The sequence below is a fragment of the Syntrophomonas wolfei subsp. methylbutyratica genome, assembly GCF_001570625.1.
Lineage (GTDB): Bacteria > Bacillota > Syntrophomonadia > Syntrophomonadales > Syntrophomonadaceae > Syntrophomonas > Syntrophomonas methylbutyratica.
Genome location: NZ_BBQT01000004.1, coordinates 128,314 through 153,520 on the forward strand (window position 1 = coordinate 128,314; position 25,207 = coordinate 153,520).

Annotated in this window: 19 protein-coding genes; 18 read left to right on the top strand and 1 reads right to left on the bottom strand. The window is 47.5% G+C overall.

Going from position 1 to position 25,207, the window contains the following annotated elements; genetic code table 11:
• The first annotated feature begins 198 nt into the window (after nt 1–198).
• The 13 genes from AWB54_RS05040 to AWB54_RS05100 all read left to right on the top strand — a co-directional run bounded on the left by AWB54_RS05040 (nt 199) and on the right by AWB54_RS05100 (nt 17,430).
• Nucleotides 199–2,202, top strand: coding sequence for a hypothetical protein (locus AWB54_RS05040; protein WP_061213525.1), 2,004 nt, complete (start codon nt 199–201; stop codon nt 2,200–2,202).
• A gap of 611 nt (nt 2,203–2,813) precedes the next feature.
• On the top strand, nt 2,814–3,692 hold the full coding sequence (gene ilvE, locus AWB54_RS05045) for a branched-chain-amino-acid transaminase (RefSeq protein ID WP_061213526.1): 879 nt from the start codon (nt 2,814–2,816) through the stop codon (nt 3,690–3,692).
• Nucleotides 3,693–3,759: 67 nt separating this feature from the next.
• The gene (gene ilvD, locus AWB54_RS05050; protein WP_061213527.1) at nt 3,760–5,421 is read left to right on the top strand and encodes a dihydroxy-acid dehydratase; all 1,662 of its coding nucleotides are present in this window, start codon (nt 3,760–3,762) and stop codon (nt 5,419–5,421) included.
• A 204-nt stretch (nt 5,422–5,625) separates the two neighbouring features.
• The gene (gene ilvB / locus AWB54_RS05055) at nt 5,626–7,314 is read left to right on the top strand and encodes a biosynthetic-type acetolactate synthase large subunit (protein WP_061213528.1); all 1,689 of its coding nucleotides are present in this window, start codon (nt 5,626–5,628) and stop codon (nt 7,312–7,314) included.
• 2 nt (nt 7,315–7,316) lie between these two features.
• On the top strand, nt 7,317–7,799 hold the full coding sequence (gene ilvN, locus AWB54_RS05060; RefSeq protein ID WP_061213529.1) for an acetolactate synthase small subunit: 483 nt from the start codon (nt 7,317–7,319) through the stop codon (nt 7,797–7,799).
• A gap of 402 nt (nt 7,800–8,201) precedes the next feature.
• A complete protein-coding gene (gene ilvC, locus AWB54_RS05065) occupies nt 8,202–9,215 on the top strand; it encodes a ketol-acid reductoisomerase (protein ID WP_061213530.1) in 1,014 nt (337 codons plus the stop codon).
• A gap of 124 nt (nt 9,216–9,339) precedes the next feature.
• On the top strand, nt 9,340–10,869 hold the full coding sequence (locus tag AWB54_RS05070; protein WP_061213531.1) for a 2-isopropylmalate synthase: 1,530 nt from the start codon (nt 9,340–9,342) through the stop codon (nt 10,867–10,869).
• A gap of 26 nt (nt 10,870–10,895) precedes the next feature.
• Nucleotides 10,896–12,185: a 3-isopropylmalate dehydratase large subunit gene (leuC, locus tag AWB54_RS05075; RefSeq protein WP_061213532.1), complete on the top strand. Its 1,290-nt coding sequence runs from the start codon at nt 10,896–10,898 to the stop codon at nt 12,183–12,185.
• Complete coding sequence (gene leuD / locus AWB54_RS05080; RefSeq protein WP_061213533.1) at nt 12,175–12,660, top strand: 3-isopropylmalate dehydratase small subunit; 486 nt, start codon at nt 12,175–12,177, stop codon at nt 12,658–12,660. Before leuC ends, leuD begins: the two co-directional genes overlap by 11 nt.
• Before the next feature lie 75 nt (nt 12,661–12,735).
• Complete coding sequence (gene leuB, locus AWB54_RS05085; protein WP_061213605.1) at nt 12,736–13,812, top strand: 3-isopropylmalate dehydrogenase; 1,077 nt, start codon at nt 12,736–12,738, stop codon at nt 13,810–13,812.
• 68 nt (nt 13,813–13,880) lie between these two features.
• Nucleotides 13,881–15,446: a citramalate synthase gene (cimA, locus tag AWB54_RS05090; protein WP_061213534.1), complete on the top strand. Its 1,566-nt coding sequence runs from the start codon at nt 13,881–13,883 to the stop codon at nt 15,444–15,446.
• Between the two features lie 200 nt (nt 15,447–15,646).
• Complete coding sequence (locus tag AWB54_RS05095; protein WP_061213535.1) at nt 15,647–15,961, top strand: hypothetical protein; 315 nt, start codon at nt 15,647–15,649, stop codon at nt 15,959–15,961.
• Between the two features lie 434 nt (nt 15,962–16,395).
• On the top strand, nt 16,396–17,430 hold the full coding sequence (locus tag AWB54_RS05100) for a sugar phosphate nucleotidyltransferase (RefSeq protein WP_061213536.1): 1,035 nt from the start codon (nt 16,396–16,398) through the stop codon (nt 17,428–17,430).
• 66 nt (nt 17,431–17,496) lie between these two features.
• Here AWB54_RS05100 and AWB54_RS05105 read toward each other — a convergent pair whose 3' ends face one another.
• On the bottom strand, nt 17,497–18,054 hold the full coding sequence (locus AWB54_RS05105) for a hypothetical protein (protein ID WP_061213537.1): 558 nt from the start codon (nt 18,052–18,054) through the stop codon (nt 17,497–17,499).
• Nucleotides 18,055–18,207: 153 nt separating this feature from the next.
• Here AWB54_RS05105 and AWB54_RS05110 point away from each other — a divergent pair, with 153 nt between their 5' ends.
• The 5 genes from AWB54_RS05110 (at nt 18,208) to AWB54_RS05130 (ending at nt 25,197) form a co-directional block, all read left to right on the top strand.
• Nucleotides 18,208–19,455: a BaiN/RdsA family NAD(P)/FAD-dependent oxidoreductase gene (locus AWB54_RS05110; protein ID WP_082736030.1), complete on the top strand. Its 1,248-nt coding sequence runs from the start codon at nt 18,208–18,210 to the stop codon at nt 19,453–19,455.
• 206 nt (nt 19,456–19,661) lie between these two features.
• Nucleotides 19,662–20,537: an AAA family ATPase gene (locus AWB54_RS05115; RefSeq protein ID WP_061213538.1), complete on the top strand. Its 876-nt coding sequence runs from the start codon at nt 19,662–19,664 to the stop codon at nt 20,535–20,537.
• Nucleotides 20,538–21,039: 502 nt separating this feature from the next.
• Nucleotides 21,040–22,248, top strand: a complete 1,209-nt coding sequence (locus AWB54_RS05120) for a vWA domain-containing protein (RefSeq protein WP_061213539.1) — start codon at nt 21,040–21,042, stop codon at nt 22,246–22,248.
• Between the two features lie 307 nt (nt 22,249–22,555).
• Complete coding sequence (locus AWB54_RS05125; protein ID WP_160328909.1) at nt 22,556–24,754, top strand: PAS domain-containing sensor histidine kinase; 2,199 nt, start codon at nt 22,556–22,558, stop codon at nt 24,752–24,754.
• A complete protein-coding gene (locus AWB54_RS05130; RefSeq protein ID WP_201785609.1) occupies nt 24,751–25,197 on the top strand; it encodes a response regulator in 447 nt (148 codons plus the stop codon). Before AWB54_RS05125 ends, AWB54_RS05130 begins: the two co-directional genes overlap by 4 nt.
• The last annotated feature ends 10 nt before the right edge of the window (nt 25,198–25,207 follow it).

Here is a 25,207-nt window from a genome sequence, read left to right on the forward strand (position 1 = left end):
CTAAACCGGGTATTTGATAATTCGATTTTTTTTAAATATTTCCTGCTCATAACCTAAATATTAAGCAATTATTATAGTTTGCCAGAATGCGGTATTTATGCAAAGCTAAATTTTTACCCACTATCGGGCATTTATTCTTATTTGCGATGAAGAGGGTAAAATGATAAATTACTAGTAAAAGCAAAACAGAGGAGAAACATGAAAAAGAAAAGACAAGCAGCTTTTCCCAGGGCCATATTAAAAAACTTGGCAGATGAGATAAAAAAAATGGCAGGCAGCAATGAAGGACGGCTCTTTATTCTGGAAATGGTCGAAGAAATCCCTTACGATATTCGCGCTCAGGTTATTGAAGGCTTGTCAGCTTTTTATGAAGATGAGATAGTTGAATTCTTTCAGCTGTTAAAAGCGGAATACGGTAGTGAAATGGAATCTCTATGTGCTCGAGCTTTAGAAAAGTTCAGCATGGCTGGTCTGGATATTAGCCCGCCCATATTTTTCCAAGGCACCTTTTTAAAAGCTTACGCTACTTGCAGCCGCCATACCGGAAGGCTGAGCGTTGATATTGCCTGGAAAGCTTCTGAAAAAGGGGTTCATGTTGAGTCTTTTTACCTGACCTTTAATGCGGATGGCTTACACAGTTTTTTCCTGGTGGAAAATATGCCCTTGGCCCAGTTTGAGCATGACCGCCAAGTTTTGGGAGAGATGGTGGGATTAAGTTTTGAAGATGCTTCTCTCTTAATTTCGCAGGCCTTTGCCCTAAATCTTCGTCATATGAGTCGACCTTCGGTTGGTCGATTCTTATACCAAAAATACTTGAGTCATAGCACTGCAATTAATGAAAATCAGGAAAGAGAACTTTTGCATAGAATATCCCCCCGGCTCACACCACGACAACTGATAAATAGCTTCTTTTATGCTTTGAAATATCAAGATTTAAGCTATATTCTATCCTTGATAAGCGCCAGCAATGCCCCTCAAGCTTTACAGCAATTTGATGGTTTTTTAAAGCTGGGGAAAACACTGCTGGAAGGGCAGGTTGAGGAGGTTTACGCTTCCGGGAAACATGCCAGAGTAATTGCTTCTTCTCTTGGTCTAAAGGATCACGAACTAGAGCCGCATTCCTATTGTTTTTATTTAGTAAAAGTAGAATCAGGCCACTGGTCTATTGTAGATATTCAAAGCTTGCCGCCTCAGGCAAAAACCAGGACCACCCTTACCAATCCCCTCGAAGCCAATGTCTTTTGCCGGGTATACGAAATAACGGACATGGACGAGTTTTTCGTGGTTCTCGACAAAATAGACAACATAAGGGAGATGGAAGAGCTTCCTTATGGCATTCATATGCGACTAACCTGTTTTGAAGACAATTTTAACCATGGGGTATCTTTTTTTACCGGGGTAATTGCAGACATGATAATTAATGGTGATGAGTTTGTCGTCATATCCCGCGAACAATCAACTGCAGCGGAAATCCATAAGCTCTTTATTTCTCTCTCGGGCATTCCGGTTATTTATCGAGGAGAGTATGAAGTTAGCCTGTTAACAGCTTATCGCTATCTGGGCGGTAATTATGTTTACTTTGAAGATGTTTTAGTTGATGAAGAGAGTGAACAGGTATTTGATGACGGCATGCGTTTCATCAGTGCTCACTACCTGGTCAAGGATTACAAGAAGGTTTGGCAGAGAATGGGAGAATTATCTCTGGTGGAAATTGAAACAACTGTTGATTACCAGGTTTATTACCAGTTGGAGGATCGAAACGGTGCCCCGGCGTTTTTCGCTGAGTATGTTTTAGGTCCAAACTGGTTAAGCATTTCTGCATTTGGCGAGCTTGACCTCAACAAAGCCCGGAAAAACTTGGAAAGCGAGATTTACGAATACCTGGAGTATGATGGTATGGAACTGAAAACAGAAGGTTTCTTCGATATTTTGACCAATGAGGTTAGCAGGGAGAATCCCGACTTGGAAAAGGCCATGAAAGAGATGTACCTTAATAAATGGTATAATTCCCATCTGGCTACCTTAAGTGGAATGAGTCCATTTGAAGCCTCTCAGAGCGAAGAGGGCAAAAGATTACTGTGGACCATGTTCAAGAAAATAGGACAGCGAGAGAAAAAAGGCCTGGTGCCTGGCCAACAGAAAAGGATTAACCTAAAGGAATATATGCGCAAAGTTGAGCAAGGGAAAGAAGGGAAAATTTAAACAGCATATTGACAGCATCTAATACTTTCAATATACTTTTAAACATCGGGAGAAACTGCGGAGCAGTTTCAACACACCGCTGCAACGAGGCGGGGGATTAGAACCCGCCGCCTGTTTTCTAAAAAGGAACCCGACCGCTTAAAGAAGCACCCTGCGGGCACAACTGATGTTCGCTTCGCTCACTATTAAGGATGCGGGGGACATATTTTGCCTCGTTATAGATAATTAAATACTTGCAAATTGGCAATGAAGGGAACGGACATATGAAATCACTTGATGAAAGAGAGCCGGGACAGGTGAGAGCCGGTACAAAATTTCATGTGGTGCTCATCCCGGAGTCGCTATCTGAAAGGCCGTAAGCTCAGTAGGTGTTGCCGGATGAAGGTATCCGTTAGAAACCTGGCATTATTAGGATTAATATGCTGCAAGAGGCCACATCCTCCGATGTGGCAAGCAGGGTGGTACCGCGGGAAGTTCCCTCTCGCCCCTGGTGGGGAAGAGAGGGTATTTTTATATTCTTTTTTAAATATAACTAACCCCCATGGCCCGGGATATTGTTTTTATCTTTTTGTATTGACTTTAAAATAAAATAATAAATAGGAGTGTTGGTGATGGGATTAAAGATTTACCTCGATGGAAAGTTTGTGGATGAGGAAGAGGCCAGGGTATCAGTTTTTGACCACGGTTTTCTCTATGGTGACGGTGTATTTGAAGGAATCAGGGCCTATCATAACAGTGTATTCCGCTTAAAGGATCATGTTGACCGCCTTTATGATTCAGCCAAAGCCGTGAATATGGAGATTCCGGTGGATAAGGAACAAATGACGGAGATAATCCTGGAAAGCTGCCGTCAAAATGGTTTAAAGGATGCTTATATCCGGGTGGTTGTTTCCCGGGGCAAAGGCGACTTGGGTCTTGATCCCCGCAAGTGCTCGGTTCCCACAGTCGTATGTATTGCATCTTCGATAAGCATCTATCCGGAAGAGATGTATGAGAAGGGTCTGGATGTCATTACCGTACCTACCCGCCGGAATGGCCCGGAAGGGGTTAATCCGCGCATCAAATCCTTGAATTATCTTAATAATATTATGGCCAAAATAGAAGCCAATATGGCAGGTGTGCCTGAGGCCATTCTGCTTAACCAGGAAGGCTATGTAGCTGAATGTACCGGAGATAATATTTTTATGGTGAAAAACGGGATACTAAAGACCCCCGCCATTCACCTGGGTCTTTTGGAAGGGGTAACCCGCAACGAAGTAATTGGCATAGCTCGAAAAGAAGGCATTGAGGTACAGGAAACCACCTTTACCCGCTATGACCTTTTTGTAGCGGATGAGGTATTCTTAACCGGTACAGCGGCGGAGTTGATTCCCGTAGTAAAAGTAGATGACAGAGTAATAGCTGATGGCAAACCGGGACCTATATTCCATAAACTACTGCGGCAGTTTAGAGAAATCGTTAAAGAACCTGAAGCCTTAATATTCAGGTAACCGGTGAAATCAAGCTTTCACTGCACTATCACCAGTTTTATGTAAGCCTTTTGAGGAGGTATAAAGCATGAAAAGCGATAAGGTGAAAAAAGGTCTGGAAAAAGCGCCCCATCGCTCACTTTTCAAAGCCCTGGGCTTAACTGACGAGGAAATAGAGCGTCCCCTGGTAGGCATAGTCAATTCCCGGAATGAAATAGTACCCGGGCATATTAATCTGGATAAGATTGCGGAGGCGGTAAAAGCCGGTGTGCGTATAGCCGGGGGAACTCCGTTCGAGTTTCAGACCATTGGAGTTTGCGATGGTATTGCCATGAATCATATAGGGATGAAGTATTCCCTGGGCAGTCGGGAATTGATTGCTGATAGTGTGGAAGTAATGGCAACAGCACACGCTTTTGATGCTCTGGTGTTTATCCCCAATTGCGACAAGATTGTTCCTGGTATGTTAATGGCGGCAGCCCGTTTAAATTTGCCCTCCGTTTTTGTTAGTGGCGGTCCCATGCTGGCAGGTACGATTAGAGGGAAAAAGATAAGCCTAACCCAACTCTTTGAAGGAGTAGGAGCAGTGGCTGCCGGGCGCATGAGCCTGGAGGAACTCCAGGTAATGGAAGAATGCGGCTGCCCCACCTGTGGCTCTTGTTCCGGCATGTTTACGGCCAATTCCATGAATTGTCTCACGGAAGCGCTGGGTATGGGCCTGCCGGGAAACGGAACTATACCGGCGGTATTTTCCGAGCGCATCCGGTTGGCCAAGCAAGCCGGTATGAAAGTAATGGAGCTCTGGGAGAAAAATATATGCCCCCTGGATATTATGACCCCGGAAGCGTTTCAGAACGCGATTCGTTTGGATATGGCCATAGGATGTTCTACCAATTCCGTATTGCACCTCTTGGCTATAGCGGCGGAAAGCGGGGTAAAGATAGATCTGGAGATGTTTAACCAATTGAGTGCAACCACCCCTCACCTCTGCAAGCTCAGCCCGGCCGGGGAGCATCATGTGGAGGATTTTTACCAGGCGGGTGGAATACAAGCCTTATTTAATGAGTTGGATAAAAAAGATTTGATAAACCGGGAATGTATTAGCGTAACCGGCCGCAGTGCGGGCGAGAATTTCGCGCATTCACCAGTCCGTGATTATTCGGTAATACGCCCTCTGCACGAGCCCTACAGCGAAAGCGGAGGACTGGCTATACTCTTCGGCAACCTGTCCCCGGAAGGAGCCGTAGTAAAGAAGGGGGCAGTGGCTCCGGAAATGATGGAGCACGAAGGGCCGGCCCGAGTATTTAATAGCGAGGAAGAAGCGGTGGAAGCCATATTGGACAACCGGATTAAATCCGGTGATGTAATAGTTATCCGCTATGAAGGACCACAGGGGGGACCGGGGATGAGGGAAATGCTGACCCCAACCTCGGCTATAGCTGGAATGGGCTTGGATAAGGAAGTGGCCCTTATTACTGATGGTCGCTTTTCCGGAGCTACCCGGGGAGCTTCCATTGGCCATGTATCACCTGAAGCTGCTGCTGGAGGCTTGATAGCCCTGGTAGAGGAAGGAGACCTTATTCGAATAAATATTCCGGCCTGCCGGCTGGAACTTCTGGTAGATGAGAGAACTCTCGGGGAGAGGAAGCTGCTCTGGAAAGTACCGGAGCCCCGAATAAAAACTGGATATATGAGGCGATATGCCAGGATGGTACAATCAGCCAGTACCGGGGCCGTATTTAAAAACTAACCCATTATAATTGGTAATAATAGCGGGCCATCGAAAGCCCGCTATTGTTTTATCCGATGACTAACTCGCTCTATTACTCCCGCCTCTATAGTCGGGAGTAATAGCGACAAAGTTTCTGGATAAGTGCGACTAAGCTTCAGAAGGAGTTAAAACTCCACCTGAAGCAAGTCTTACTTTATAGAAAATAAAGCGGAGGTGAGCTAGGTGAAATTAAAAGGAGCCGAGATTTTACTGCAGTGTTTGCAAAAGGAAGGAGTGGATACCGTATTTGGTTACCCGGGTGGAGCGGTCTTACCCATTTATGATGCCCTGTATAAATCAGAGATCAGGCACATCCTTTCCCGACATGAACAAGGAGCCGCCCATGCTGCTGATGGTTATGCCCGGGCAACTGGCCGGGTAGGTGTTTGCATAGCAACCTCAGGTCCGGGAGCAACCAATCTGGTTACCGGAATAGCTACTGCCTACATGGATTCGATCCCCCTGGTCTGTTTTACCGGACAGGTTGGAACCTCTTTAATCGGTAGAGATGCCTTTCAGGAGGCGGATATAACCGGTATAACCCTTCCTATAACGAAACATAATTACCTGGTGGAGAAGACGGAGGATCTAGCTCGGATAGTGAAGGAAGCCTTTTATATTGCCCGTACCAACCGGCCCGGTCCGGTGGTGGTTGACCTGCCTAAAGATGTAATGGAAAAGGAAATAGATTTTGAGTACCCGGAAGAAGCCATTAACATAAGGGGTTATCGCGTAGTAAAGGGATACAATTCCAACCAGGTGATTACCGCCGTAGACTATATTCAAAAAGCCCGCCGCCCGGTAATCTATGCTGGCGGAGGAGTTATTTCTTCGAATGCGGCGGAAGAGCTGAGAGAACTGGCGGAGAAAAGGAAAATACCGGTTACCACTACCTTAATGGGGATGGGGGGATTTCCCGGCAACAGCTATCTCTCTCTGGGGATGTTGGGCATGCACGGAACCCGTTACGCTAATTATGCCATTGGTGAGTGTGACCTGCTTATAGCGGTAGGGGTGCGCTTCGATGACCGGGTTACCGGTAAGATTGATACCTTTGCCCCCCATGCGCGGGTGATTCATATTGACATAGATGCTGCCGAAATTGGGAAAAATGTGGAGGTGGAAGTCCCCATCGTAGGGCAGGTCAAGGAAGTGCTGGCAGCTATCAACCAGCGGCTGGAAGCAATCGAATCGGAGGAATTAAACGAATGGCATGAAACCATCCACCGCTGGAAAGAGGAATATCCCTTACGCTATGGGGATTCCTCCGAAGGAAGGATAATGCCCCAGCATGTAATCGAAGAAGTCTATTCTCTAACCCAGGGGGAGGCCATTATCTGTACCGAGGTAGGGCAGAACCAGATGTGGGCCGCCCAGTATTATCACTATAAGCATCCCCGCAGTTTTTTAAGTTCCGGGGGATTGGGTACCATGGGTTATGGATTCCCGGCCGCCATCGGCGCCAAAATTGCCTGTCCCGAGCTGCCGGTTGTAGATATCGCTGGTGATGGCAGCATTCAAATGAATATACAAGAATTAGGTACCGCAGTACAATACCGGCTTCCTATTATTATCTGTATTTTGAACAATCATTTCTTAGGTATGGTTAGACAGTGGCAAGGTTTATTTTATGGAGGGCGTTATTCCTATACTGATATGAGCCATCAACCGGACTTTGTAAAAATAGCTGAAGCTTACGGGGCCATAGGCCGGCGTATCAAAGAAGCGTCCCAGGTCCGGGAAGCCCTGGAGGAAGCCCTTAAAGTCAAGGATCGCCCGGTGGTTCTGGATTTCTGGGTAGAGAGAGAGGCTGATGTCTATCCCATGGTACCACCAGGTGGATCCCTTATGAATATGCTGGGGGGGGATTAATCATGAAGAAACATACCTTGGCGGTTACCGTAGAAAATCGTCCTGGGGTCCTAACCCGGGTCACCACCATGTTCCGCCGGAGAGGCTACAACATTGAGAGCCTGGCGGTGGGGGCTACAGAAAACCCAGCGATTTCCCGCATTACCATAGAAGTCGCCGGAGATGACAGGATAATCGAACAAGTAACCAAGCAGTTGTATAAACTTATCGAAGTAATTAAAATAAATGATCTTACCGATGCCCGATCAGTTGATCGCGAACTGGTTTTAATCAAAGTTAAAGCCGACAACAGTGTCCGGGCCGAGATTGTACAGATAGTGGACATATTTAGAGCCCGTATAGTAGACATTGGCCGGGATTCACTGATAATAGAAGTCACTGGAGATTCCAGAAAAATTGAAGCTATAGAGGATTCCCTCCGCGCTTTCGGTATAATCGAAATGGTGCGAACCGGCAAGATTGCCATGATTCGCGGAGGCAAGTAATTAAAAACTTATTCACACTGCAAAAAACCTTTTGATTCAGAAGGGTTGCATAAATATACAAAGCGAGCGTTGGCGAAGCATGGATACAGCACCCTGCGGGTACTCCTGATGTTCCATCCTTCGGATGTCACTATTAAGGTTGCACCGGCGAAGGCGAGCAGGCGAAAGGGGGCGAGCGACAGGATGTCGCGAGAGCGCTGCTGACCAGGACGGGAGATTAGCGCGGGTACCCCTTGAGCTGCGAGACAAGCCGCAGGTGTTGCTCATGCGAAGCGCCCTGTCGGGCACAACTGATGCTCCCTTCGGTCGCTATTAAGGACGCTGCGAGCGGTATATTTATACAAACCAATGAATATTATTAACTTTTTGCAGCAAAATCAAAATTTAAAGGAGGTTATATTGATGGCTAGGATGTTTTATGATGCAGATGCCAATTTGGAGAATCTGAAGGGAAAGACCATAGCAGTTATGGGATTTGGTTCCCAGGGACACGCTCAGGCCCAAAACCTTAAAGAGAGTGGACTTAATGTCATAGTGGGCCTTAGGAAACCTTTTGACGAAGCCAGCGAAAAAGAATGGAACGCCGTAATCGCCGCCGGAATAACCCCGATGAGCGTGGCGGAAGCGGCGGAAGCAGCGGATGTAATCCAGATACTGCTCCCCGACGAAGTGCAGGCCCGGGTCTATGATGCGGAAATCAAGCCTTATCTTAAAGCAGGAAATGCCCTGGGCTTTTCCCACGGTTTTAATATTCACTTTGGACAGATTGTACCCCCGGCTTTTGTGGACGTATTCATGGTAGCCCCCAAAAGCCCCGGGCACCTGGTGCGCCGTATGTATGTAAAAGGTGCCGGGGTTCCGGGCCTGGTGGCAGTGCAGCAGGATTACAGCGGAAAGGCGAAAGAGCTGGCCCTGGCCTATGCTTGCGGAATTGGCTGTACCCGAGCCGGAGTAATTGAAACCAGTTTCCAGGAAGAAACCGAGACCGATCTTTTTGGTGAACAATGCGTTCTCTGCGGTGGGGTAACTGAACTGGTAAAAGCCGGATTTGAGACTCTGGTGGAAGCGGGCTACCAGCCGGAAATTGCCTATTTTGAGTGCATGCACGAGCTTAAGCTTATTGTGGATTTGATGTATGAAGGCGGCATGAGCTATATGCGTTATTCCATCAGCGATACCGCTGAATGGGGGGATTACACCAAGGGCCCGGAGATTATCGGGGAAGAAGTAAGATACGCCATGTATGAAGCTTTGCAGGACATTCAGGATGGCAGTTTTGCCAAGGGATGGCTGCTGGAGAACATGGTAGGGCGTCCTCGCTTCAATGCCTTGAAAAGACAAAACCGGGAACACTTGATTGAAGAAGTCGGAGCCGAACTGCGGGGTATGATGCCCTGGCTGAAAGAGACTAAATAGGAAGCTTAGACAGCGGAAGGCGGAAGGCGGAAGGCGGAAGACGGAAAGCGGAGGGCGGAATGCGGATTTGCTTTTCGTCTGTGGCCCCTGGGCAGGGGTTAGTGCAAATATGGAGGGGTTGTGTATGGGAGATAAAAAGAGGATATATCTTTTCGATACCACCTTGAGGGATGGAGAGCAATCTCCCGGGGTTAGCCTCAATGTGGAAGAAAAGCTGGAAATTGCCGGGCAATTGGCCCGCCTGGGGGTAGATGTAATCGAAGCCGGTTTCCCTATTGCCTCTCCCGGTGACTTTGCGGCGGTAAAAAGAATAGCGGAAAATATTAAAGGGCCGGTTATTGCTGGTTTATGCCGGGCCACCCGCGGCGATATCGACCGTAGCTGGGAGGCAGTTAAAGGGGCCGAATCTCCCCGGATTCACACCTTTTTGGCTACTTCGGATATACATCTTAAACACAAGCTGCAAAAATCCCGCGAAGAGGTTTTGCTGCAGGCGGTGGAAGCAGTTAAATATGCCCGCAGGTTTTGCAGCGATGTAGAGTTTTCCGCGGAAGATGCCTCCCGCAGCGACCTGGACTTTTTGGCCCGGGTGATTGAAGCCGTAATCGAAGCCGGAGCCGGGGTAGTCAACCTTCCCGACACGGTAGGTTATGCGGTTCCGGAAGAATACGGCCACTTTATCCGCTCAGTAATGGAGCGGGTTCCCAATATAGACCGGGCTATTGTCAGCGTTCACTGCCACAATGACCTGGGCATGGCGGTGGCCAATTCCCTGGCCGCTATCTCTAATGGAGCCAGACAGGTGGAATGCGCCGTTAACGGTATTGGCGAGAGAGCCGGCAATGCCTCCCTGGAAGAAATCATAATGGCCCTTTACACCCGCCAAGCTTTTTATGACAAGGAAATCAACATAAATTACAGTGAGATATACCGTAGCAGCCGTTTGGTCAGCAGTCTCACCGGGATGGAAGTGCAGGCCAACAAAGCCATAGTGGGCAAGAATGCTTTTCTGCACGAATCCGGTATCCATCAAGATGGGGTCTTGAAAGAGCGTTCCACCTACGAGATAATGAGCCCGGAATTGATTGGCATAAGCAGCAGCAACCTGGTATTGGGCAAGCATTCAGGAAGGCATGCCTTTAAAGAACGGCTGGAAGAATTGGGTTACCAACTGGGAGATGAGGAACTGGAAAAGGCCTTTATAGGTTTCAAGGAATTGGCCGATAAGAAAAAAGAGGTTACCAACGATGACCTGGAAGCCCTGGTAAAAGACAAGGTCTGGGCTATTCCCGAAAGGTTTACCCTTAATTACCTGCAGATTTGCAGCGGGACCACTATTGTACCTACAGCTACGGTTAAACTGGCTATAGAAAAAATGGTTTTTGAGGCCGCGTCCACCGGCGATGGACCAGTTGATGCCGCTTGCCATGCGGTAGATAAGATAACGGACATTTATGGCAAGATGCATGAGTTTAAAATAAACGCGGTCAGCAGTGGCAAGGACGCCCTGGGAGAGGTAATATCCCGTATTGAGATAGATGGCAAGATATACAATGGCCGGGGCCTCAGCACCGATATTATTGAAGCCAGTGTAAAATCATATATAAACGCTATCAATAAGTATTACTATGAAAAGCACCGGGCTATGGCTTGATTATTTGCATAAAGGATGTGTAAAACATGGGAATGACCATCAGTCAAAAGATCCTGGCCAGGCATGCCGGGCGTGAAATGCTGGAGCCCGGGGAACTAATAAATTGCCAGCTGGACTTGGTCCTGGGGAATGATGTAACCGCCCCGGTAGCTATCGCAGAATTTAAGAAATTGGGTATAGATAAGGTCTTCGATCAGAGCCGGGTGGTACTGGTTCCCGATCATTTTACTCCCAACAAGGACATAAAGTCAGCGGAACAGTGTAAAATACTACGGGATTTTGCCCGCCAGTATGAGATAGAAAACTACTTTGAAATCGGCCAGATGGGAATAGAGCATTGCCTCTTGCCCGAACAGGGTCTGGTAGTTCCAGGTGACCTGGTTATCGGGGCTGATTCCCATACCTGTACCTATGGAGCTCTGGGAGCCTTCGCTACCGGGGTGGGTTCTACCGACATGGCGGCGGGAATGGCAACCGGGGAAGCCTGGTTTAAGGTTCCCGAGAGTATTAAGTTTGTCTATTATGGCCGCCTGCCCCGCTGGGTAGGAGGAAAAGACCTCATACTGCAAACCATTGGTGATATCGGAGTTGATGGCGCCCGTTACATGTCTATGGAATTCACCGGCGAGGTAATAGAGAATCTCTCTATAGATAATCGCTTTACCATGGCCAATATGGCCATAGAAGCCGGCGGCAAGAATGGTATCTTCGCAGCTGATGAGATTACCTTGGACTATGTTAAAAAGCGGGCCAAGCGGCCTTTTGAACTTTACCAATCCGACCCGGATGCCGTATATTTCGATATCAAAGAATACGATGTATCTCAGCTGGAACCGGTGGTGGCTTTCCCCCACCTGCCGGAGAACACCCGTCCGGTCACCGAGGCCACTCATGTGAGCCTGGATCAGGTAGTTATAGGTTCCTGCACCAATGGCCGGATTGAAGATTTGGAAATTACCGCTTCCTTATTGAAAGGGCAAAAGGTACACCCGGAGATCAGAGTGATTATTTTCCCCGGAACCCGGGAGATTTACCTGGAAGCCCTGCGCCGGGGCTATATTGAGACCTTCATAGAAGCCGGTGCCGTTGTCAGCACTCCTACCTGTGGACCCTGCCTGGGCGGGCATATGGGAATTCTGGCCCGGGGGGAAAAAGCCCTGGCTACCACCAATCGTAATTTTGTCGGGCGCATGGGCCACCCGGAGAGTGAAGTCTACCTGGCTAGCCCGGCGGTAGCAGCGGCCAGTGCTGTTAAGGGCAGAATCACTGCTCCCTGGGAGCTAGAACCGGAAAGGGGTTTTCATTATGAAATATAGCGGCAAGGTTCACAAGTTTGGCGCCGATATAGACACTGATGCCATAATCCCGGCACGCTACCTGAATACTTTTGATCCCCGGGAGCTGGCCCTGCATTGTATGGAGGATGCTGATCCTGATTTTCCCCAGAAGGTAAAACCCGGCGATATCATTGTGGCCGACAAAAACTTCGGCTGCGGCAGTTCCCGCGAGCATGCGCCCATAGCTATAAAGGGAGCCGGGGTATCCTGCGTAATTGCCAGTTCCTTTGCCCGCATCTTCTATCGCAACGCTATAAACATCGGGCTTCCCATACTGGAATGTGAGGCGGCGGCAGAGGGAATAAAAGCGGGAGATGAAGTGGAAATTGAGCTGGAAAACGGGCATATTAAAAACCTGAGCAGCGGCGAGGATTTTCAGGCCATGCCCTTCCCCGAATTCATGCAGGGGATTATGGCTAAAGGCGGCCTTATCAACTATGTGAAGGGAAAATAGGCAAGTGAGGAGGGGGACAAGGGGACCGTCCCCTTGTCCCTTATTCAACCTAAAAGCAATGGAAGGATGGAGTTAATGTATAAGATAGCGGTATTGCCCGGAGATGGCATAGGGGTGGAAATCGTACCGGAAGCGGTTAAAGCACTGCAGGCCATAGCCCTGCGCTTTGGACATGAGTTTGCGTTTAGTGAAGCCTTGATAGGCGGGGCGGCTTATGATGCGGTGGGGCATCCCCTGCCGGCGGAAACCCTGGATATCTGCCGCAACTCTGATGCCGTGTTGCTGGGGGCCATCGGCGGGCCTAAATGGGATGAACTCCCGGTACAGCTGCGTCCCGAAGTGGGAGCTCTCCTGCCCCTGCGAAAAGAACTGGGGCTTTTCGCCAACCTTCGCCCCAGCGTACTGTTTCCCGGTTTGTTGCATGCCTCCACCCTCAAAGAAGAGGTTATCGATGGTGTAGACATCATGGTAATTCGAGAACTAACCGGAGGGGTGTATTTCGGGGAGAAAAAGAGGGAGCAAACCCCGGGTGGAGGACAGAAGGCTACAGATATTCTAAGTTACTCCACTTTTGAGATTGAGCGGATTGTTCGCTTGGCTTACGAGGTGGCCCGCAAGCGGGGGAAAAAACTATGCTCGGTAGACAAAGCCAATGTTTTAGAATCATCCCGATTGTGGAGAGAAACGGTTAATGAACTGGCCCGGGATTATCCCGATGTGGAGACCAGCCATATGTATGTGGACAATTGCTCCATGCAACTGATTAGGAACCCGCGCCAGTTTGACGTTATTGTTACGGAGAACATGTTTGGCGACATACTAACTGATGAAGCATCAATGCTGACCGGTTCCATTGGTATGTTGCCCAGTGCTTCTATTGGCGGAGAAGTAGGCCTCTATGAGCCCTCCCACGGCAGCGCCCCGGATATAGCCGGGCAAAAAAAGGCCAACCCGCTGGCCACTATTCTTTCGGCAGCCATGATGCTGCGCTATTCTTTTAACCTGGAGGAAGAAGCCCGCTTAATAGAGCAGACCGTTAGAACAGTAATGGAGGAGGGCTACCGCACCCCCGATTTGATGGAAGAAGGCAAGACCTTACTGAATACGGAAGAAATAGGTGATTTGGTGGCAGCCAGGATTAGGATTCTTTAAGGATGTTTATCCAGTTAAGCGTTTATTTAGAACACAATTAAGGAGGCAGGCCAGTTGGGAATAAAGAGTTGGATGTATTAATTTATGATACAACCCTGCGTGATGGTGCCCAGGGAGAAGGGCTATCGTTTTCCCTGGATGATAAACTCAAGATAGTAGAAAAACTTGATTATTTAGGTATTGCTTATATTGAAGGCGGTTGGCCGGGAAGCAATCCCAAAGACCTGGAATTCTTCAGCCAGGTAAGGAATTTGGACTTAAAGCATGCGCGTATTACCGCTTTCGGCTCCACCCGCAAACCCGGGATTGGGGTCAAGCAGGATGCCAATCTCCAAGCCCTGCAACAGGCGGGTGTTGCTACGGTCACTATCTTTGGTAAGACCTGGGATTTTCATGTTCTGCGGGCTCTCGAAACTACTCTCGAAGAAAACCTGAATATGATCAGAGAAAGCATTTCCTATCTGAAAGAGCAGGGGATGGAAGTGTTTTTTGATGCTGAGCATTTCTTTGACGGCTATAAGAATAATGCGGATTACGCCTTGCAGGTTTTACAAGCGGCCGCGGAAGCTGGTGCCGGATATCTGGTTCTTTGCGACACCAATGGTGGAACCTTACCCTGGGAAATAGAGGAAATAATTAAAGAAGTACAGAAATATTCTCGGGTACCCTTAGGAATTCATGCCCATAACGATTCAGCTTCGGCAGTTGGTAATTCCCTTATAGCGGTAAAAGAGGGATGTTCTCAGGTCCAGGGAACCATTAACGGTTACGGGGAGAGGTGCGGCAATGCTGATCTTTGTTCCATCATTCCCAATCTGGAGTTAAAGATGGATAAAAGGGTGCTTCCTCCCGGGTATTTGAAGCGATTGGCGGAAGTCTCTCATTATATTAGTGAAATAGCCAATATGCCTCATCATAACAACCAGCCTTTTGTAGGTTATGGAGCTTTTGCCCATAAAGGCGGAATACATGTTAATGCTCTATTAAAGGACTCTCTGACCTATGAACACATTGATCCCGAGGAAGTAGGAAACTACCGGCGAGTTCTGGTTTCCGAACTGTCCGGCTTATCCAACCTGCTTTACAAGGCCCGGGAGCTGGATATTGATATAAACAATTACGACCATGAAACCCGCCGGGTGATAAAACAGATTAAAGAACTGGAAAGCCAGGGACTGCAGTTTGAAGGTGCCGATGCCTCGTTGGAGCTCTTCCTGCGCAAGGCTTTTGGGCAGTATGACGATTTCTTTCAACTTAAGAATCTTAAACTCATAATTGAAAAGAATGAAGACTCCCCCATAACTGCCGAAGCCATGGTCAAGCTGACTATTGGCGAGAAGACTTTCCACACTGCGGCAGAGGGCGATGGACCGGTCAATGCTCTGGATAATTCTTTGCGTAAGGCTATTACCGAGGTTTATCCGGAAATAGGCGAGATGCACCTGAGCGATTATAAAGTGCGGGTCTTAAACGGTAATGAAGGTACGGCTGCCCGGGTTCGGGTGCTTATCGAGTCCGCCGACCAGAAGAGCAAGTGGAGTACGGTAGGTGTTTCCGAGAATATAATTGAAGCCTCCTGGCAGGCTATAGTCGATAGTATTAATTACTTGCTATTTAAAAAACAAATGACTTGAATAAGCTAGTACTTTTTCAAAACGCTTAATATAAAAATTAATGTCGAAATTAATTCCTTTTTTCCCCTAAAAAATGATTGACTGATGTAGATGGCTAAATTAAAATGTTAAATGGTGCTGCATTGGTAATAATGGCATCGATTGCAATATGTGTAAAGTATAGCAAGATGTAGAAAAAAGACTGGGAGAAGGGGAAGCAAATGAACAATTACAGCCCGGTAAAAAACTGTTACCGGGCGATACTCTCACTGGTTAATCATCTGGATGATTCTTGCAATGATAAGAATGCCATGAGGCAAATCTATGAAGAACTGAGTGAACTGGCTTTTTATATTATGATAGATGACAGGGAAAGAATGATCAGGGGTATCGAACAGTTACAGCATACTATTAGGGAGTTAAGGTGCCAGGAAAATACGATGGAATATAATCGTTTTCAATTCATTACCGGGGAGATTAATACTCACCTTAACTATTTGCTAATTGATTATTGTACGAGGCCAAAAATAGTTTAGGACTTCTAAGGGGAGTCCTATTCTTATTTTATGGCCTATGTTTTTTGTGCTATATTAAAAAAGTAAGGGGAAGAACTGTGAGGGGTCTAAGCGCAACTAATAATATAATTGATTCCACTGCAAAAAGTAATAATTATGCATTAGCTTGCATAAATATTCCGCTCGCAGTCTACGCATGGGCAACACCAACGGCTTGTCTCGCGGCTCAAGGGGTACCGCGCCAATCTCCCGTCCATGGGAGGTGGCGCTCTCGCGACATCCTGTCGCTCGCCCCCTTTCGCCTGCTCGTCTTCGCCGGGTGTAGCATCCATGCTTCGCCAACGCTCGCTTTGCATATTTATGCAACCCCATGCAACAAAAAGGGTTTTTTGCAGTAGAGTCATAATTCATTATTAGAGTAAATAAACGGCAATATAGTGTTTGGAGAGAATGAAATGAAAGCAATGATAATGGCGGCAGGTGTTGGTTCCAGGCTTATGCCGCTTACTAAAGATACACCCAAACCCATGGTTCCTATGGCTAACCGGCCCTTGATGGAAAATATCGTGGAACTTCTGGGTCGTCACCATTTTAAAGAGGTAATTGCTAATCTTCATCATCAGGGAGAGTCTATCAGCGGACATTTTGACGATGGCCACGACTTTGGTTTAAAGCTGCTTTATTCGCCCGAAGAGAAACTTCTGGGAACCGCTGGCGGGGTTAAAAAATGCGAATGGTTTCTGGATGAGACTTTTGTGGTAATAAGTGGAGATGCCTTGACCGATATGAACCTCAGCGAACTCTTGGCCCAACACCGCAAGAGAGGCGCTCTGGCCACCATAGCATTAAAAGAGGTGGTGAATGTTGAACAGTTCGGCGTGGTATTAACTGCAGGGGATGGCAGAATAAGCAAATTTCAGGAAAAGCCGGCCCGGAAAGAGGCCTTTAGCCACCAGGCTAATACGGGAATATATGTTTTTGAACCGGAAATATTTAAATATATCCCGGCTGCTCAATTCTACGATTTCGGTAGCCAGCTTTTTCCCCGACTGGTCGAAATGGGAGCGCCTTTTTATGCTGTTTCCGTTCAAGATTACTGGTGTGATGTGGGTAATATCGAGACATACCGGCAGGCTCATGTAGATGTACTACAGGGACGGGTGGCGATGGAACCAGGCGGGATCGTCCAGGAGGAGGGCAATGGGCAGTCGCGAGTTCTATTGGGTGAGGGTGTTGAGTTGGGGGATGAGGTTAAGTTTCAAGGTCACATAGTGATAGGGCGGGGTTGCCGTATTGGTTCCGGTACAATAATCAAGGATACTGTAATTTGGGAGCAAAGCGATATTGGTCCAGCTTCTGTCCTAAAGGACTGTACCATAGGCCGGCAGTGCAAGATAGGGTCTGGCACTATTGTCCGTCCGGGAACGGTTATGGGCAGCGGTTGTAAAGTACCGGGGAATTCCATTTTAGGCCCCAGCCAGGGGTTATAATAAGAATACAGTGACGGGAATATGGCAGAGCTCAGTCTTTGACTGAGCTCTTGTTAGTGCAGACCATTAACTACTGCTTAAAAGGTTCTTAAAACTATCATCCAGTTCCTTAATACTCTCCTGTTTTATCTGGGGCAAATCCTGGGGAGCTACTGGGGTTAGGGCAAATATTCTAAAACGGCCTTTTTCCTTAATCAGAATGGCTAGTTCCATACAGGAAGACTTCCCATTCTCCTGGAAGCTGTAGACTACTATAGCACTATTGCTGCCTTCTTGAGTATAATCGGGCATAATATCAATGGAAATATTTTCGGGAATCTGGTTTTGGGATTCCTTTTCGGCGATAGTCTGACTGGTTGCTTTTTCGATATCATCTCTTTTTTCTAATAATTGAACCGGGCTAAGATTTGCATATTGAGGAAGTAAGCGTACCGACCAGAAAACGCTAAGATTCTGGGATACAGACTCGAAATCGCGGCTAAAGTAAGCGCTGTAAAACTCTTTTACGGTTCTCTCCGCTTCCGGAGAATCAACATATGCTGCGTAATAATACATAGATCCAAGTATTAAAACAATAATAACAAGGATAGTCTTGGGGAAACTTGAGGATGCTGGTTTTTCCAATATTCATATACCTCCAATCGCCTAATGGCTTGTACATAGTGTACTCATAAATGAATTGTAACAGATGGGAAAAACATAAACAAGGCGATTCAAGGGGTGAGGGCGTTCCCTACACACCCCATGATATAAATTTGAAGGTTAGGGGGTTCTGCTTTGAAACAGGTTCTGGCAGTGGGAGGGGGAGCCGCCGGAATGATGGCAGCAGCAGTTGCTGCGAAATATGGTGCTCGGGTCTTCTTGCTGGAGAAGCAATCGAGGGTAGGGATGAAACTCTCGATTACCGGCAAGGGAAGATGCAACTTGACTTCAGCGGAAGAAGACATTGAGCGTTTTATTGCGGGTTATGCCCGTAACGGCCAATTCCTCTTTACGGCTCTCAATGCTTTTTCCAACCTGGACTTGATATGCTTTTTTCAAGAACATGGCCTGGACTGCAAGATAGAAAGAGGCCAGCGGGTGTTCCCGCAAAGCGATAAAGCCAGTGATGTGGTCCGGGTTCTATACGAGAATCTGGAGCGGCTGGGGGTTGATGTTAATAAGTCACAGGGGGTAAAAGCGCTGCTGTTTCAGGATGGAAAGGCAATTGGAGTTCAGACCCAGAAGGGAAAGGTACTGGCTGATGCTGTAATTATAGCCACTGGCGGAATGTCCTATCCCCGTACCGGTTCCACCGGCGATGGCTATAGGTGGGCTGCGGCTGCGGGCCATCACATAATTGAACCTCGACCCGGCCTGGTTCCTCTGGTGGTCGAAGAAAGCTGGGTTAGTGAATTACAGGGTTTAAGCCTGAGAAATGTGCGGGCCACAGCCTGGAGCAGTAAGGGTAAAAAGATAAATGAGGATTTTGGGGAGATGCTCTTCACCCACTTTGGGGTTTCCGGGCCTATAATATTAAGTATGAGCCGGGATATAGCTGAAGAGCTTTTCCAGCAGGAGAAGGTGAGGCTGGTTCTGGACCTTAAGCCGGCTTTGAACGAGGAAACATTGGATCAGCGTTTGCAAAGGGATTTGGCCCTATATTCCCGCCGCCAATTTAGAAATTCGCTGGACGATCTCCTGCCGCGCAAGCTTATCCCGTTAATGGTTCGACTCAGTGGAATTGATCCTCAGAAAGCAAGCAACCAGGTAAGCCGGCAGGAGAGAAAAAAATTGCTGCAGCTCTTAAAAGAATTCGAACTGACAGTGGTGGCGACCCGCCCGATTGATGAGGCTATCGTTACTGCCGGCGGTGTGGATGTCAAGGAGGTAGACCCTCGTACTATGCAATCGAGACTGGTAAAAGCTTTATTCTTTGCGGGAGAGATCCTGGATATTGATGGCTATACCGGGGGGTTCAACCTGCAAGCAGCCTTTTCTACCGGCTACCTGGCCGGGAAAAATGCTGCTTTGCTTTATGGGTAGAGGGAGTTAAAATAGCGGTATATTTATGCAAACATAATTATACTCATTACTTTTTGGGTAAACCATGACTTTATTATTAAGCATGATTTAAAGGGAAGAAATTTGGCTGCTTCTGCTTGTTGCGGTTCGTTGACGGGTAATTCTATTTCTGCTAGTATTTGAGTTGATCATGGGAAAAAATTCACGTAATTGGAGGAATCATAAATATGGCCAGGAAAGCGGTTGATTATAAAGGCTCATCAGATTACATAGTTTCGGATGAGTTAAGAAATAGTGTTAATATTGCTATAGCCCTGCAGAAGCCCCTCTTGATAAAAGGGGAGCCCGGCACCGGCAAAACCATGCTGGCCCAAAGTATTGCTGATTCGCTGGGGCTAAAGCTAATAATCTGGAACATAAAATCAACAACCAAGGCCCAGGAAGGACTCTATGTATATGATACGGTACAACGTCTCTATGACAGCCAGTTTGGGGAAAGCGATGTAGCTGACATAAAGAAGTATATAAAATTAGGGAAACTGGGGGAGGCATTCCTGGCATCCGAACCGGTGGTTTTGCTTATAGATGAAATTGACAAGGCTGATCTGGAGTTCCCCAACGATTTGCTCTGGGAGCTGGATCAGATGAGTTTTTATATTCCCGAAACCAGGGAAATCATTACCGCAGCTAACCGTCCCATCGTTATAATTACCAGTAACGCCGAGAAGGAACTGCCGGATGCTTTTTTGCGCCGTTGCATTTTTCATTATATTGCTTTTCCCGATCCGGAAGGCATGGAAAAGATTGTGGCCGTGCACCACCCCCGCCTGGAAAAACGCCTGCTGGAACAGGCTATGGAGACATTTTACATGTTGAGGAATATCCCCAATCTGCAAAAGCGTCCCAGTACCAGTGAGCTTATCGACTGGCTGCAGGCCCTGGTTATCGGTGGTATCAGCCCCAACAAGATAAAACAGGATTTGCCCTTTCTGGGGGTGCTGCTCAAGAAAAACGAAGACCTGGATATTATATTAAACCAGTTGCATGGCAAAGCCCAGAGCAGGGTACAGAATGCCAAGGGCAGCTTTAACCGCTATCGCTGATGAACAATGGTTAAGCGGTAGTTAAACATTGGTTAAACCATCGCTAAACTACTGTTAAACTTACTAAATCTTGACTCTACTGCAAAAACCCCTTTTGTTGCATGAGGGTTGCATAAATATACAAAGCGAGCGTTGGCGAAGCATGGATGCAGCACCCTGCGGGTACTCCTGATGTTCCATCCTTCGGATGTCACTATTAAGGTTGCACCGGCGAAGGCGAGCAGGCGAAAGGGGGCGAGCGACAGGACGTCGCGAGAGCGCTTCACCCTGCGGGTACTCCTGGTGTTCCACCCTGCGGGTGTCACTATTAAGGTTGCCGACCAGGATGGGAGATCAGCGCGGCACCCCTTGAGCCACGAGACAAGCCGCAGGTGTTGCCCATGCGAAGACTGCGAGCGGTATATTTATGCAAGCTAATGCATATTTATAACTTTTTGCAGTGACATCAATCTTATTTTCTTATTAAGCATTTATACAGTTTGCCCGGGAAGTGAGGTTTATTATGTTCACGAAATTTTATTATACCCTTAAAGATTTCGGTATTCCGGTTTCATTCAACGAGTGGCAATTATTATTGGAGGCTCTGGAAGCTGGTATGGCTGGCTCCAGCCTTACCGGCTTTTATTATCTCTGCCGGGCGGTTCTGGTTAAAACCGAAGCCCACTATGACCGCTTTGATCAGGCATTTGCCAGCTTCTTCGGTGATATTGAAACTCCGGAAGGCCTGCCGGAAAAAATCTGGGAATGGCTGGACAAGGAATTACCGGAGATGGAAGTAACTGAAGCCATGAAGGCCAATCACCAGCAGTTGGATCTGGATGAACTTAAACGAATGCTGGAGGAAAGACTGGCGGAGCAAAATGAGGAACATCATGGGGGCAATCGCTGGATAGGTACCGGGGGCACTTCTCCCTTTGGTCATTCCGGCTATCATCCCGGAGGCATACGCATCGGAGGCAATACCCGCAGCCTTTCCGCCGTTAAGGTAGCAGGGATGAGAAAATACCAGGAGTTTCGCACCGATGAAACCCTGGGAGTTCGCCAGTTTCAAGTAGCCTTGAGGAAGCTCAGGCAGTTTACTACCCGCCTGGACGGAGCCCGGACTGAACTGGATTTGGATGGAACCATCGACAAGACCTGCAATAATGCGGGAAGGCTGGAATTGGTTTGGGAAAGACCGCGTGAGAATGGGATAAAGGTGTTATTGTTGATGGATTCAGGAGGCTCCATGGTTTCTTATAGCCGCCTGTGCAACCAGCTGTTTACCGCAGTTAACCGCTCCAATCATTTTAAAGACTTAAAAATATTTTACTTTCATAACTGCATTTATGATTGGCTTTACCACGGTCCCAGGTGTAGTTTGACTGATTATACGGAAACGGAATATGTTTTAAAAACTTATGATAGTGATTATCGTCTTATTATTGTGGGTGATGCCAGCATGTCTTCCTATGAACTGATGCGGGTTGGGGGCATTATAGAGTGGGGCCTCTACAATGATAAGCCCGGAATTGATTGGCTTAGACGCATGCGCCAGCATTTTGAATATTCGGTATGGCTGAATCCTATCCCCAAAAACTATTGGAACTGGATGGAGGGGACCTTTACCATTAGCAAGATCGCCGAGATTTTCCCCATGGAAAGCTTGACGGTGGAGGGATTGGAGACAGCTATCAACAAACTGCGCAGCCGCCAGGCGGTACAGTTATAAATAGAGAACCATTCCCGTTACACCCTTTCCCCAAAGCCAAAAATTATTTTTACCTCAAGGCAACGAGTCAGGTATAGAGGTGAAATATGTTCCCCCCTAAGCGGTCGCCTATTAGCAAAACAGGCGGCGGGTTCTAATCTCCCGCCTCGTTGCAGCGCTGTGTTGAAACTGCTCCGCAGTTTCTTGCGATGCTTAAAAGATGGTGTTATCTCCTGTTTAATAATGCGTGATCCAGACCTATACAGGAAAAAATGCCTATGTTATACTCAAGTAAAAGATGGAAATATGTCAAAATAAGGACGAAAGTATGATAGAAAACAACTTATTGCCATTAATGATTGAATTAAATGAAAACACTGATATTATGATTGCGGTCATAAGAGGAAGCAAATTTGCTTATATAAACCCAACCCTGCAGAAGAATTCGGGATATAGCCTGGAGGAGCTCTATTCCATGAATTTTTGGGATATAGCCCACCCGGATTACAGTGATTTGTTGCGGCAAAGGGGATGGGCCCGACAGCGTGGGGAAGAGGTGCAGGATAGTTATGAACTGCTACTGCTGGGGAAGCAGGGGAACAGCTTCTGGGCACATATTAAGGCCAAAAATATCAGCATCGAGGGAGAGCCGGCGGTAATAGTCTCGGCTTTTGATATCAATGAACGCAAGGCTATGGAAGTTGATTTATTAAGGCAAAAGGAGTCCTTGCAGCTTATGCTGGAGAATAACCCGGTAGCAACTGCCCTGGTCAACCCGGAGGGGAAAACCCTCTATGTTAATCCGCGTTTTATAAAATATACTGGCTATAGCCGGGAAGAAGTCAGTTCCAGCCTGGTTTGGGAAGAGAAAGTACTGGCGGATATGCCCAAGCGCCGGGAAATCATGAAAGCCTGGAACCGGAACTTGAAAGAAACAGGATACTCCAAGGGAAAGATCGTTTTGCGCCGCCGGGATGGGGAAAGGCGCTTTTTTAATATACATAGTGTAGCGTTGCCGGACGGGCATATTTTGCTGGCGGCCTGGGATATAAGCGAACAGGTAGAGGCGCGAAAGATACTGCAAGAGAGCGAAGCCCGCTTCAAGGCTTTGTCCGAAGCCAGTTTTGAGGGGATTATCATTTCCGAGAACGGGATTTGCATAGAAGCCAACCAGGCTGCAGTAGAGCTGTTTGGCTACAGCCGGGAAGAGCTTATTGGGCTTGATGTTATGAGTTTTACCGCGCCGGAAGCCCGGGAAATAGTTAAAAGCCAGATGATGAGTGGCAGTAAGGATTCTTACGAAGCCGTGGCCTTGCGTCAGGATGGGAGCAGGGTTCCGGTAGAGATTCAAGGCCGGAGTTTTATCTACCAGGATCGTGAAGTCAGGGCAGCGGCCATCCGCGACCTCAGTGAGCGGCGGAGGGCGGAGGAAGAGATTTATCGCCAAAGCACCAACCTGCAGGCGCTCTTCTACAATACCCTGGATGCCGTCGTTCTCTGTGATCCTGTGCATAGAATCCTGGATATCAATCCTCGTTTTTTTGAACTTTTTGACTATACTATTGAAGAATGCCGGGGTTCTATCCTGGAGGAAGTGCTGGTTCCGGAAGAACTGAAAGAAGAGTCCGCTTTCATGTCCAGTATGGTTTCCAGCGGGCAGGCCAATAGCCGGGAAAGCGTGAGAAAAAAGAAAAACGGTGAATTGCTGCCGGTATTGGTTACCATGATTCCTATTGCCAATTCGGGCTACTATGTTCTTTATACAAATATCAGCGAGCGCAAGGAGGCGGAAGCCACGATTCAGCAACAGATAAAAGAACTGGAAGCCAAAAATGCTGAGATGGAGCGCTTCACCTATACGGTATCGCATGATTTGCGCAGCCCCCTTATCACTATAAAAGGTTTTTCCGGCCTGCTCCTGCAAGACCTGGAGAAAGGTAAAACCGCTCGCCTGCAAAAAGATATACAGCGAATTATCAATGCCTCAGGCAAGATGGAGGAACTGCTGGAAGATCTCCTGGAACTCTCTCGTATCGGCCGTATCTTAAACCCTTACAGCAACTTTCCCATGAACCGGCTCTGTCATGAAGTGGTTGAATTACTTTCCGGGCCTATCAGCCAGAAAAAGGCGGAGGTAGTGATAGCTCCTTATATGCCCTGGGTACAAGGTGATCGCAGGCGAATAGCCGAAGTCGTACAAAACCTGCTGGAAAACGCTATCAAGTTTATGGGGACCAATGACCATCCGCGAATAGAAATAGGCTGTTTCTCCGGTGAAGGCGAGTGCGGCTTTTTTATTAATGACAATGGTTCAGGCATAGAAGCCAAATACCAGGAAAAGATTTTTGGGCTTTTCGATAAATTAGATCAAAGCACAGAAGGTACCGGGATTGGATTGGCTCTGGTTAAAAGGATTATTGAGCTTCACCAGGGGCGTATCTGGGTGGAGTCAGCCGGAGCGGGCCAGGGAAGCACTTTCTATTTTACCTTGCCTGCCGCTACTGATAGTAAGAAAGGGGATAAATGATGGATGAGTCAATGCTAAATATTCTGCTGGTGGAAGACAATGAAGACCACGCCGAGCTTATCATGCGCAGCCTGGAAGAACAGCAGATAAAAAGCCATGTTATTCACGTTACAGATGGGGAACAAGCCCTGAACTATCTATTTGGTCGGGGTGAATATAGCGAGGTGGAGAAATATCCCCGTCCCAACCTCATTCTACTGGATTTGCGCCTGCCCAAGGTAGATGGTCTGGGAGTGTTAAAGGAAATCAAGCAAGCGGAGGAATTAAAGATTATTCCCACCGTGGTGCTGACCTCTTCCGAGTCGGAGAATGATATTTACCGGGCCTACAATTACTATGCCAACAGCTTCCTGGTCAAGCCCATGGACTTTCAACAATTCAACGAATTGATGCTAAAGCTGGGACGCTACTGGCTGAAATGCAATGCGAACCCGGTGAGATGAGAAAAGTATT